This is a genomic window from Georgenia sp. Z2081 (genome assembly GCF_055326445.1).
In genome coordinates this window covers 19,077-31,078 of sequence record NZ_JBUZNK010000004.1, presented here as the reverse complement: position 1 = coordinate 31,078, position 12,002 = coordinate 19,077, and the positions used below count along the sequence as shown (strand labels likewise).

Below are 12,002 nucleotides of genomic sequence, written 5' to 3'. Positions count from 1 at the left end.
CGGTCCCTACCGTGATGGGCATGCCGATCACCGTGCTCGACACCGCGTCCGGCATGCGGGAGGTGCTCACCGCGCCGCCGGCCGGCCGGCCCGACCTCCTGCGCGACCTGCTCGCGCCGATGGCGGACATGTATCGCTACGTTCCCGGCGAGGTCGACCTCGTCGCCCTGCACGCGATGTGCCAGGGCTTCCCGCTCGACCGGAGCACCGAGGACGTGCTGGCGGCCCTGGACCGCCTCGAGGCCGCGGACGCGTGGACGAGGGTCAGCGCCGCGCTGACCGATGCGGTCGAGCTCCTGACCGGTGCCGTCCCCGGGCTCGAGGTCCCGGACATCACCGTCCTGCTCGTGCTCGGGGATCCCGATGACGAGACGTTCATGGGCCCGGCGCGCGGCCTCAACGGCAACGGTGCGATGACCGGCTACATCCAGGTCACCCTGTGGCCGACCGAGGAGAACCTCGCCCGCCTCGAGGCGGCCGCCGTCCACGAGCTGCACCACAACCTCCGCTACGCGCCCGGCGGCGTGGTGTGGGACCCGGCCACCGTCGACGTCGGCGAGCACGTCGTCTCCGAGGGCCTGGCCGACGCCTTCGCGCGGCAGCTGTTCGGGAACGAGCTCGGACACACCCCGATCGGCATCCCGCACCTGGAGGACGACGAGGTGTTCGCGCACGTCCTCACCGGCCTGGACGTGACAGGCATGCAGAACGTCACCGCATGGGTGCTCGGGGACCCGATCGCCGAACGGTTCGGTGGTACCGGGGTGGGCGTGCCCACCGGCGGCGGGTACGCGGCCGGCAACCGTCTCGTCGACGCCTACCTCGCCCGGACCGGGCGGAGCGCCGCCGAGGCGCTGCACGTGCCCAGCGCGCAGATCCGCGCGGCGACCCCCGGGGCGGCGGCCGGTAGCGGGTGCGCCCACGGCGCGTGACCACGGCCGGGCCCGCCGCCTGGGCTAGCCTTCCCCGGTGACCGACGATCTTCCCCGCCGCGCCGCGGCCACCGCGGGACCGGTGCGGATCGTCGGCACCGGTCTGCTCGGCGCGAGCCTCGGGCTCGCCCTGCGCTCCCTCGGCGTCGAGGTCCGGCTGGCCGACACCTCCCCGGTCTCGCTCGCCCTCGCGCGCGACCTCGGCGCGGGAGACATCGCGGCCGGGAGCAGCGCCGTCGGGGGCGGACCCCCGACCGACGAGCCCGGGTCCCGGGAGCCCGCGACGCCCGCGATCGTCGTCGTGGCCACGCCGCCCGACGTCGCCGCCGAGGTCGTGCTGCGCGAGCTCGCCCACCACCCGGGTGCCGTCGTCACCGACGTCGCCTCCGTCAAGGACGTCGTCGCCCGGGACATCCTCCTCGGCGCGGGCGAGGCCGCGCCGCGCTACGTCGGCTCCCACCCCATGGCCGGGCGCGAGCGCTCCGGCGCCACCGGCGCGGACGCGGACCTCTTCGCCGGCCGGCCCTGGGTCGTGGTCCCCACCGAGCGCTCGTCGGCGGACGCGGTGCGGACCGTGCGGGCGCTCGCGCAGGACGTCGGCTCGTTCGCCGTCGACATGGCGGCTGCCGAGCACGACCGCGCCGTCGCCGTCGTGTCCCACCTGCCCCAGGTGCTGTCCTCGTTGCTCGCCGCGCGACTCAACCACGCCGACGAGGCCGCACTCGGGCTCGCCGGCCAGGGGCTGCGCGACACCACGCGGATCGCCGCTGCCGACCCCCGGCTGTGGAGCGCGATCCTCACCGGGAACGCGGCCGCGCTCGCCGCCGAGCTGCGGTCCGTGCGCGACTCGCTCGACGAGGTGCTGGGCGCACTGGATCTCGGCGTCGCCGACCCGCTCGCCGCCGGCGCGGTCCGCCCGCTCGCCGACGCGATCCGCGGCGGCAACGAGGGGGCCGCCCGCATCCCCGGCAAGCACGGGGGAGCGCCCCGCCGCTACGCCGAGGTCACCGTGCTCGTCCCCGACGCGCCCGGCCAGCTCGGCCGCCTGTTCAGCGAGGTCGGCGACGCCGGCGTGAGCATCGAGGACCTCGGCATCGAGCACTCGGCGGGACAACGCGTCGGTCTCGTGCGACTGTCGGTGGTGCCGTCGGCCGCCGCCGACCTGGAGATCGAGCTCGACCGCAGAGGCTGGAGGGTGGTCGCCTCATGACCACGGACGACATACCGACGACACCGGCACAGCGCTGGCCCGACCTGCCCGGCCGCGGCGCGGGCCTGCTCCTCGCGATCGACGGACCCGCCGGCTCCGGCAAGTCGACCGTCGCGCGGCGGGTCGCCGGCTCGCTCGGGCTCGCCTACCTGGACACCGGGGCGATGTACCGGGCGGCGACCCGCTGGTGCCTGTCCGGCGGGCTCGACCTCGCCGAGCCCGACCCGGCCGCCGTGACGGCCCGGGTGGCCACGATGCCGCTGACGATGGTCCTGGATCCCGAGCGGCCCCGCACGCTGCTCGACGGCGAGGACGTCTCGCAGGCCATCCGCACCCCGGAGCTCACCCGCCGCGTGGCCGCCGTCGCCTCGAACCTCGACGTGCGCGCCGACCTCCTACGCCGCCAGCGTGCGATCGTCGTCGACGAGACCACGCCGGGCCGGGCCTCGGTCTCTGCGGGCCGCGGGGTGGTCGCCGAGGGGCGCGACGTGACGACCGTGCTCGCCACGGACGCCGACGTGCGGCTGCTGCTCACCGCCAGCGAGGAGGCCCGGCTCGCCCGCCGCGCCCGCGAGGTCCGCGGCTCCAGCGACGCCGAGGCGGTCGCCGCGACGCGCGCCGAGGTCCTCGACCGGGACACGACCGACTCCGCCACCACGAGCTTCCTCACCGCCGCGGACGGGGTGACCACGCTGGACACCTCCGACCTCGACCTGCCCGAGGTCGTCGCCGCGGTCCGCGAGCTGGTGGCGTCGACGAAGGGACACCGATGACGGACAAGGACACCCGCTCGCGCGGCCGGCGCACGTCGGCGGACGACATCCTGCGCTGGGGCCCCGTGTGGTCCCGCAGGGTCGGGCAGGTGCTCGCCCACGGATGGTGGCGCACGAGGATCGTCGGTGCGGAGAACGTGCCGGCGACGGGACAGGGCATCGTGGCCTCCAACCACACCGGCATCGTCGACGGCCCGCTCCTGCACGGCGCCCTCCCGCGCGGCTCGCACATGATCATCAAGCAGGAGTTCTGGGACAGCCCGCTCGGGTTCCTCATGACGCTCGCCGGCCAGATCCCGGTCGACCGCCGTGCCGGTCGCAACGCCCTGCAGATCGCCAAGCAGTTCCTGTCCGAGGGCCGGCTCGTCGGGATCTTCCCCGAGGGCTCCCGCGGCCGCGGCGACGCGAGCCAGGTCCACGCGGGCGTGGCGTGGCTGGCCGTCCAGTCGGGCGCGCCGGTCGTGCCCGTCGCGATCCTCGGCACCCGCCCGCCCGGTACCCCCCGGTCCTACGTCTCCCCGCCGCGCTCGAGGCTCACGGTCGTCATCGGCGAGCCGGTGGCCGTCGAGGTGCCCGCGGGCGCGTCGGGCCGCACCGCCATCACCGCCGCGATGGAGCAGATCGGCCGGGCGCTGTCCGCGCACGTCGCCGACTCCGTGGAACGGACCGGCATCCCCCTGCCCGACGACGAGGACCCCCGATGAGCGAGCCCACCGACCCCACCACAGGCCCCACCGACGCCCCGGCCGCCGACCAGCGGCCGGCCGCCTCGACGCCCGGCGGCGACGGCACGCCGGCCACCGAGCCGGGCTTCGTCGTCGGGGACTGGGACTCCGACGCCCCGCCGGAGCGCCCCGACGTGCCCGAGGCCGACGACGACGACGAGGCCCGCCGCGCCGAGGCGCTCCTGGCCGGCCTGCAGCAGTACGACCTCGGCGACGAGGACCTCGCCGTGCTCGACGGCGAGGGACAGCTCGACGACGACACGGAGATCGAGGCCGGCCTGCCCGTGCTGGCCGTCGTCGGCCGACCCAACGTGGGCAAGTCGACCCTCGTCAACCGGATCCTGGGCCGGCGGGAGGCCGTCGTCCAGGACACGCCCGGAGTCACCCGGGACCGCGTGAGCTACCCGGCGGAGTGGGCCGGCCGCCGGTTCACGCTCGTCGACACCGGTGGTTGGGAGGTCGACGCCCGCGGCCTGGACGCCCAGGTCGCCCAGGCCGCCGAGACCGCGATCGATCTCGCCGACGCCGTGCTGCTCGTGGTCGACGCCGTCGTCGGTCCCACCGACACCGACGAACGGGTCGTCCAGCTCCTGCGCCGTTCCGGCAAGCCGGTGGTCCTCGTGGCCAACAAGGTCGACTCCGCCTACCAGGAGCCTGACGCCGCGATGCTCTGGTCGCTCGGCCTCGGCGAGCCCCACCCGGTCTCGGCCATGCACGGCCGGGGCAGCGGCGACGCTCTCGACGCCGCGATGGCGGTCCTGCCCGAGGTCTCCGCCGTCGCCGCCCCGCTCCCGCCCGGCGGCCCCCGGCGGGTCGCCCTCGTGGGACGGCCGAACGTCGGCAAGTCCTCCCTGCTCAACTCGCTCGCCGGCAGCGAGCGGGTCGTCGTCAGCGAGATCGCCGGCACCACCCGGGACCCGGTCGACGAGGTCGTCCACCTCGACGGGCGCGCCTGGTGGTTCGTCGACACCGCGGGCATCCGGCGCCGCGTCCACCAGTCGAGCGGCGCGGACTACTACGCGTCGATCCGCACCCAGGCCGCCATCGAGCGCGCCGAGGTCGGGGTGGTCCTCATGGACGCCTCCGAACCGCTGGCCGAGCAGGACCTGCGCGTCGTCCAGCAGGTGGTCGACGCCGGGCGTGCCCTGGTCGTCGTCATGAACAAGTGGGACCTCGTCGACGACGAGCGCCGCCACATGCTCGAGCGCGAGATCGAGCGGGACCTCGTCCAGGTGACGTGGGCGCCCCGCATCAACCTCGCGGCCATGACGGGCTGGCACACCAACCGCCTCGCCCGCGCGCTCGACGCCGCGCTGGACTCGTGGTCCACGCGCGTGCCGACGGGCCGGCTCAACGCGTTCATCGGCGAGCTCGCGGCCGCGCACCCGCACCCGGTCCGCAGCGGCAAGCAGCCCCGGATCCTCTTCGCCACCCAGGTGTCCGCGCGCCCTCCCCGGTTCGTGCTGTTCGCCTCGGGATTCATCGAGGCCGGCTACCGGCGGTTCATCGAGAACCGACTGCGGGCGGCCTTCGGCTTCGTCGGCACCCCCATCGAGATCTCGGTCCGGGTCCGCGAGCGACGCCGTGCCTGACGCCGCGCGCGTCGCCGACCCGGACGGTCAGGACCGGTCGGTCGGCGGACGCGCGCAGCCCGGGCGGGGCGAACGGCTGGGGTTCGCCGTCGGCGACGTCTTCATGGGCGGGGCCAGCTCGCTCATCTCCGTCGTCTACCTCATCTTCCTCACCGACGTCGTCGGCCTCAGGCCCGGCCTCGCCGGCTCGGTGGTGCTCGTGGCCAAGGTGTGGGACGCCGTCAACGACCCGCTCATGGGTGCCCTGTCGGACCGCACCCGCACGCGGTGGGGGCGCCGCCGGCCGTACATGATCGTCGGCGCGCTGCTGCTCGTGCCGGCGATGGCGCTGCTCTGGCTGCCGCAGCTGCCCGTCTCCGGCCAGCTGTCGATGTTCGCGTGGGCGGTGGCCTCCTACCTGCTGTACGCCACCGTGCAGACGGTCATGGCGGTGCCGTACGCGTCGTTGTCGACCGAGATCGCCACGGACTACGACGTCCGCAACCGCGTCAACACACTCAGGCTCCTGCTCTCCACCGTGTCCTCGGCGGTCTGCTCGCTGCTCGCGACCTTCCTGTTCGAGGCCTACCGCGGGGGCGACCTGACCGTCGGCGGGCTCTACACGGGGATCGTCCTCGGACTCGGTGTCGTCCTCGCGGCCTGCGTGCTGACCTCGGCCCTCGTCTCGAGGGAGCGGACGCCGCTGCCGGAGACGATCGAGCCCGTGACCCCGCGCGCGTTCGTCGCGCCGCTGCGGATCCCCACGTTCCGGCGCCTCCTGGGCATGTACCTCGGCCACTCCCTGGCGCTCGACATCATCACGGCCTCGCTCCTGTACTACACGCTGTACGTGGTGTCCGGCGCGAGCTCCCAGGTGGTGCTCGGCCTCTTCATCGCCGTCAACGTCGTGGCCTACCCGATCGTCACCGCGCTCGTCGGGCGCGTGTCGAAGGCGACCGTCTACCGCACCCTGCTGCCGCTGGGGATCGCCGCGGCGGCCGGCGTCGCCCTGTACCCGGGGACGTGGCCCGTGTGGGGCCTGTACGGCGTCGCGCTCGCGCTGGCCGTCGGCATGGCCGGCGCCCAGCTCATGCCGTGGGTGATGTTCGGGGACGTCGTCGACGACGCCGAGCTCGCCACCGGCCGCAGGGACGCGGGCTCCTTCAGCGGTCTCATGACGTTCGTGCGCGGGCTGGCGACCGCCGTCGTCGTCCAGCTCATCGGGCTCGTGCTCGAGCTCACCGGCTACGTCGCGCCCGTCGGCACCGAGGTCGTCGAGCAGTCGGAGGCTACCCGGTGGGGGATCCGGCTCGTGCTCGGCGTGGGGGTCGGGGCCATGCTCCTGCTCGGCCGGCGGGTCTCGCGCGGCTACCCGATCACGCGCGACCGCGCGCTGGTGACGGCGCGGACGCTCGCGGAGCGACGTGGGGCGGCCGGGGGGCCGGCATGAGCGCGCGACGCCTGCGGCGGCTCGGCCACGACGCGCCGCCGCCCACCGACGACCCCGGCATGGGCGAGAAGATGGGCCCCTCCGGGTTCGCCGCCCTGCCCGATCTCGTGGCGGGACGACCGGTCGACGTGGCGCCGCTGCTCGACCGGGCGCGCTTCGTCGACCTGCGCATCGACTGCGCCGACTTCCGGGCGCTCACGCTCGCGCGCGTGGTGCACGCGGACCTCGCGAACGCGGAGGTCGCGAACGCGGAGGTCACGTCGGGGTCCGGGGAGCGCGCGAACGCGGAGCTCGCCGCAGGGACCGGGGCCCGTGCGCCGTGGCGCGAGGCGCGTGCGCCGTGGCGCCTGCCGGCCGAGGTCCGGGACCGGCTCCGCGACACCCTCACAGGTTTTAGGTACTCCCTCGACGTGCCGGGCGACGACTCGATGTGCCTGTGGTCGGAGAACCACCAGGTCGTGGCGGCGGTCGCGGAGCACGCGGCGGGGCTCGCGTACCCGACCCGGCGCTTCTCCGCGTCCGGGGCGACCGGCCGTGAGCACGCCGATCTCGCCGCCGACCGGCTCCGGACGTGGCTGGCGGACCGGTTCCGGATCGGGTTCGTCGAGTGGCTCTCGCCCACGTACTACGAGGAGGACGCAGCCGCGCTGGCCGTCCTCATCGACGTGACCGACGACGAGGATCTGCGCGAGCGGGCGCGCGGGGCCCTCGACCTGCTGACGATCGACCTCGCCCTGCACTCCGCCGGCGGGGTGCTCGTCGGCAGCGCGGGCCGGGCCTACGGCGCGCAGAAGGTGGCGCCGTCGACCCAGGAGGTCGCCCCGGTCCTCGCGTGGCTGCTCAACGACCGGTCAGGGCGCGCGCCGGTGCACCGGGACGACGACGCGGTGCGAGCCCGCGGTGCCGACCGCCTCGGCGGCCTGCTGCGCGTGTCCTCCTACCGTGCGCCGGCGGTGGCGCGGTCGATCGTCGCGGACACCTCGCCGATGCTGGTGCGGGAGAGCTTCGGCCTCGACATCGGCGAGGTCGCCGGATACGTCGCCGACCCGGACGACCTCGAGCGCAGGGGGTTGCTGCTGTGGTCGATGGAGTCGTTCACGGACCCCGAGTCGGTGCGCATCACGATGGCCCTCGTGGCGCGGTGGGGACTGTGGCGCAACCGGTTCCTCTCACCGCTGGCCGCGTTCCGGCACGTCCCGCGCGCGATCCTGCCCGCCCTCGTGCACGCCGTGGACCCGGCCACGCGGGGAGTGACGATCCGTCGTGCGGACGTGACGACCTGGCGGCGGAGCGGGCTCGCGCTGTCGTCGGTCCAGCACCACGAGCCGGGTGGGTACGGCGACCAGCAGCACCTGTGGCAGGCGACCCTGCCCGGGGGAGTCCCGGTCCTCGCCACGCATCCGGGGCGGGCGATGTTCGACGACGTCGCGCGGAACTTCTCCCCGTCGGCGTGGACCGGCAACGGGCGCAACCCCGACGTCGGCCAGGACGGTCAGGTGCTCCTCGCGCTGCACCGCCTCGGGGGGCGGCACGGGTATCTCGAGCGCGAGCGGCACCGGTGGACGCACCTGCTGTGGCGGGAGGACCGGTTCGACCGGCAGGACCGGGGCGACGACTGGGTGGTCGCGCAGGCGGGCGACGGCCTGGTCGGCGTGCGGTCCCTGCGTCCGATGCGCACCGGCGAGCCCGGGGAGCTCGTGCAGGCCGGCGACGTCACCGGATGGGCGGTGGTCGTGGCGGACGCCGGCGAGGGGTTCCCGTCCTTCCGTGAGCGGATCCGGCGCTCGACGCTGCAGATCGACGACGCCGGCCGCACCCTCGTGCTCCGGATCGCCGGCGACGACGCCCGGGTGCCCGGCGGGACCGCGACCGGTGCCGGCGACCCGGCGTCCGTGCCAGGCCGGGACGGGCGGGTGCCCGTCGGCGAGTGGCGCCTCACCTGGCGTCGGGGGATGTACCGCGACGGCGCGGCCCTGACGCGTGAGCACCCGCGGCTCTCGTTCGGGGACACCCACGTGGAGCGGTTCCCGGACCGCCTCACGGTCCGGCACGACGGTCACGAGCTCGTCCTCACGCCCCGTGGTCGGCAGGAGCAGCGGTGATGAGGTTCGCCCTTGCGCGCACGGTCGAGCTGCTCGACGATGTCGTCGCCTCGGACGCCACGCGGCCCGTCCGGCCGTGGATGTGGGGACCGGCCCTGCTCGGGCTCGCGCTCGCCGAGGTGGAGACCGCCGTCGGCGACCGCGGCTACGAGGCATGGCTCGCCCGGTTCGCCGACCACCACCTCGAACGGGGCGCGCTGCCGGTCAGTGCGGACACGATCGCCCCCGCGCTGGTCACCGCCGAGCTGGCCCGCCGCACCGGCGAGTCGCGCTACGCCCGGGCCACCGACCGCGCCCTGGCCGCCGTGCGTGCGGAGGAGCCGCTCGGCGGCCCGCCGGGCGGGGGAGCGGCGAACCACCTCGGTACGTCGGGCTACTCGAGGTTCTACCCCCGGTCGGTGTGGGTGGACTCGCTGATGATGGTCGGCGTGCTCGCGGCCCGCGAGGGCGCGGCCCGGGGGGACGAACGGCTGACCGCCACGGCCGCCGCGATGCCGGGCGCCTTCGCCGACCTGCTGCAGGATCCGGTCACCGGGCTGTGGGCGCACTCGTGGTGGGCGCCGGGGCGGTTCGGCGGCGCGCACGGGCGGCGGTACCCGCGCGTGGCCTGGGCGCGGGGGAACGCCTGGGTCGTCGCGGCACTCCCGGCGATCCTCGAGGTCGTGGGGTCCGGACCTCCTGCCGGGCCGGGTTCGCCGGCGGGCCGGCCGGACCCGGTGGCCGACGGGGCGTCGCGCCCCGTCGAGCTCGCGCGAGCCGTGGACGTGCTCGGGTCGACCAGCGCGGCGACCCGGCGTCGTCAACGGCCCGACGGCACCTGGCCGACGCTCCTGGAGCCGTCCGGAGGCTACCGCGAGCTCTCCGCCACCGCGCTCGTGGCCGGCGGCTGGTTGCGGGCCGTTCGGCTCGGGCTCCTCGAGGAGTCCTACGTGGTGCCCGCCCGGCGCGCGCTGGCCGCGGTGGTCGGCGCGGTCGACCGGCGTCATGGCCGATGGTCGTTGCCCGAGGTCTCGGGCCCGACGATCCCGCTGCCCGTCCTGCCGCGCGCGGGCTATCTTGCGGTGCGCCCGGGGCGCGACCATCCGTGGGGGCTCGCCGCGCTCGCGCTCGCGGCGATCGAGGACGACCGCCTCGCGTAGCGGCGTTGTCAGTCGTCCTGCGGACTCAGGCCGAGCGCATCGCACTCCGTGCGCAGACCGCTGACCGCGTCGTCGGCGGCCTGCTGGTCGAGGAACTGTTGCGCGGACACGAGGTCCGTGCCGTGCTCCTCGAGCTCGTCGTAGGTCGGGTCGGCGACCGATGCGGCGGACGCGAGCTGGACGATGATGCCGAGCCGCGCATGGACCGGGTCGTCGTCGATCCCGCCGAGTGACATGAGGTCCAGCGGTTCCGGCAGCTGGTCGACGACCGAGCACACGTGAGCGGCGTCGGATGCGGGGCCCGGAGCAGCCTCGTCGGCGGAGCCCGCGCTCGGCAGGACGAGCCACACGACGAGGAACCCCAGTCCCGCGCCGACGAGCACGGCAACGAGGGCGGCAAGGACCTGCGGCCCTGAGCGGCGCTCCGGTCGTCCGGAGGCGGTGTGCGCGGTCATGATGTGCCCTCCGTCAGACCGAGGTCCGTGCAGGTGGTGCGGAGCGCGTCGAGTCCCTGGGTGACCCTGGTGCTGTCGAAGAACAGGGTCGCCTCGCGGATCTCGGTTCCGCTGTCCCGGATCGGCTCGTAGGTGGGATCGACCAGGCTGGCGGCCGCACCGAGATCGGCTATCGAGTGCAGCAGTCCCCACGTCGGGTCCTGCTCGAGATCGCCGAGGCTCTCCAGGTCGACCTCGCTCGGCAGCCGGTCCGCCACGCCGCACGCATAGGCGGCGTCGGCCTCCGCGGACGAGACCTCGGGGGCCTCGTCGTCGCGGAGGAACCACCCGGCCGCCGCTCCCACACCACCACCGACGACGAGCGCGACGACCGCGACAGCGACCAGCAGACCGCGGCCCCTGCGCGGGGGCGCGTGGGGCCCACCGGGGGTCCGGCATCCCACGGCGGTTGGTGTCCCTGCCACGTCGGTGGCTGCGACGCGTGCGGAGCGGGTCCCTCCCCCCGACGATCAGGCGTCGGCGTCCCATGCCAGGTCAAGGCGCTCACACTCCTCCCGGAACTGAGCCAGTGGCTCGGTGGCTGCGGCGATGTCGAACGCCCGCTGTTGGGCCGACCTGATCTCGCCGCCGAGCTCCTGGAGCGGGACGAACGTGGCGTCGGCCGCCGCTGCGGCCGAGGGAAGGACCATCAGCGCGCCCAACCGGTAGAAGAGCGGATCGTCGTGGTCGGCGATCATCTCGTTCGAGAGGTCGTCCGGAAGCTCGCCGGCGATGCGGCAGGCGTGCGCCGCATGTTCGCGGGGCTGCAGGCTCTCGGAGGCGTCGTCGTCGACGAGGAGGAGGCGGTGCAGCAGGAGACCGAGCCCGACCCCGACGGCGAGCGCGAGAACGGCGACGATCGCTCGGACCGGGCCTGCGCCGCGCCCACGGTCCGACGGGAGCGCGGTGGCGGAGGACCGTGCGGGCGGACCCCCGTGGTGGGTACTCATCACGCGTCCTCCTCGAGACGGTCGCACTCGGCGCTCAGGTCGCCCAGCGCGGCGTTCACGCCCGGTTCGTCGAAGTTGACGATGCTCCGATGCAGCGTGGCTGCGTGCTCGAGGAGCGCGGCGTAGCGCTCGTCGTCCGCGTCCGCGTCCGCGGCAGCGGCCAGCTCGTGGACGGACAGCGCGAGTATGTAGCCGGGATCGTCCGAGCCGCTGGTGGCGCCGTAGTCCCAGTCGGACTCAAGGTCGCGGGAGACCGCGCAGGCATGCGCGGCGTCCGCCTCGGCCGCCGAGAGCTCGCCGGGCTCGCCACCCCCGATCAACCAGCCCACCCCGACGCCGACGGCGGTCCCGACGACCAGCAGCCCGACGCCGATCGGGACGAGGTGGCGGCGTGGGGGAGCAGCGGGGGCGTGAGGTTGGGCGGCGTACTGCTGCTGGGGATGTGCCTGCTGCGGCCAGGCCTGATCGCCGTCCTGCTGGGGCGGGTAGGAATGCTCCGGCCCGGGCTGGTAGCCGTGCGTCCGGGTAGGGTGCGGCTGTTCCGGCCACGGCTGATGCCCGTGCGGCTGCGGGGGGCCGTGCTGGTGCGGGCCGTAGTGACGAGGAGACGGTTGATGAGGGGAGAACTCCGGGGGGCGGGCCATCGCCTCACTGTG

Annotated in this window: 12 protein-coding genes; 8 read left to right on the top strand and 4 right to left on the bottom strand. The window is 75.0% G+C overall.

Annotated features, from left to right (window positions below):
* The first annotated feature begins 20 nt into the window (after positions 1-20).
* The 8 genes from ACZLKG_RS07190 to ACZLKG_RS07155 are packed head-to-tail and all read left to right on the top strand — an operon-like array spanning position 21 to position 9,902.
* Complete coding sequence (locus ACZLKG_RS07190) at positions 21-932, top strand: DUF2268 domain-containing putative Zn-dependent protease (RefSeq protein ID WP_425709883.1); 912 nt, start codon at positions 21-23, stop codon at positions 930-932.
* Between the two features lie 37 nt (positions 933-969).
* A complete protein-coding gene (locus ACZLKG_RS07185; RefSeq protein WP_425709884.1) occupies positions 970-2,142 on the top strand; it encodes a prephenate dehydrogenase in 1,173 nt (390 codons plus the stop codon).
* Positions 2,139-2,915: a (d)CMP kinase gene (gene cmk, locus ACZLKG_RS07180; RefSeq protein ID WP_425709885.1), complete on the top strand. Its 777-nt coding sequence runs from the start codon at positions 2,139-2,141 to the stop codon at positions 2,913-2,915. Before ACZLKG_RS07185 ends, cmk begins: the two co-directional genes overlap by 4 nt.
* Positions 2,912-3,619, top strand: coding sequence for a lysophospholipid acyltransferase family protein (locus ACZLKG_RS07175; protein WP_463648345.1), 708 nt, complete (start codon positions 2,912-2,914; stop codon positions 3,617-3,619). The genes cmk and ACZLKG_RS07175 overlap by 4 nt, the downstream gene beginning before the upstream one ends.
* A complete protein-coding gene (gene der / locus ACZLKG_RS07170) occupies positions 3,616-5,232 on the top strand; it encodes a ribosome biogenesis GTPase Der (RefSeq protein WP_425709887.1) in 1,617 nt (538 codons plus the stop codon). Before ACZLKG_RS07175 ends, der begins: the two co-directional genes overlap by 4 nt.
* Entirely contained in the window at positions 5,225-6,661 is a 1,437-nt protein-coding gene (locus tag ACZLKG_RS07165) for an MFS transporter (RefSeq protein ID WP_425709888.1), read from the top strand. Before der ends, ACZLKG_RS07165 begins: the two co-directional genes overlap by 8 nt.
* Positions 6,658-8,763, top strand: coding sequence for a hypothetical protein (locus ACZLKG_RS07160; protein ID WP_463648344.1), 2,106 nt, complete (start codon positions 6,658-6,660; stop codon positions 8,761-8,763). Before ACZLKG_RS07165 ends, ACZLKG_RS07160 begins: the two co-directional genes overlap by 4 nt.
* Positions 8,763-9,902 (top strand): glycoside hydrolase family 88 protein, encoded by a 1,140-nt coding sequence (locus ACZLKG_RS07155; protein WP_463648343.1) that lies wholly within the window; start codon positions 8,763-8,765, stop codon positions 9,900-9,902. The genes ACZLKG_RS07160 and ACZLKG_RS07155 overlap by 1 nt, the downstream gene beginning before the upstream one ends.
* A gap of 8 nt (positions 9,903-9,910) precedes the next feature.
* Here the strand turns inward: ACZLKG_RS07155 and ACZLKG_RS07150 are convergent, their stop codons facing one another.
* From ACZLKG_RS07150 to ACZLKG_RS07135, 4 genes are all read right to left on the bottom strand, one after another.
* A complete protein-coding gene (locus ACZLKG_RS07150; RefSeq protein ID WP_425709891.1) occupies positions 9,911-10,357 on the bottom strand; it encodes a hypothetical protein in 447 nt (148 codons plus the stop codon).
* Positions 10,354-10,800: a hypothetical protein gene (locus ACZLKG_RS07145; protein ID WP_425709892.1), complete on the bottom strand. Its 447-nt coding sequence runs from the start codon at positions 10,798-10,800 to the stop codon at positions 10,354-10,356. Before ACZLKG_RS07145 ends, ACZLKG_RS07150 begins: the two co-directional genes overlap by 4 nt.
* A gap of 66 nt (positions 10,801-10,866) precedes the next feature.
* Positions 10,867-11,346: a hypothetical protein gene (locus tag ACZLKG_RS07140; RefSeq protein ID WP_463648342.1), complete on the bottom strand. Its 480-nt coding sequence runs from the start codon at positions 11,344-11,346 to the stop codon at positions 10,867-10,869.
* Positions 11,346-11,990, bottom strand: coding sequence for a hypothetical protein (locus tag ACZLKG_RS07135; protein ID WP_463648341.1), 645 nt, complete (start codon positions 11,988-11,990; stop codon positions 11,346-11,348). Before ACZLKG_RS07135 ends, ACZLKG_RS07140 begins: the two co-directional genes overlap by 1 nt.
* Positions 11,991-12,002 lie beyond the last annotated feature (12 nt).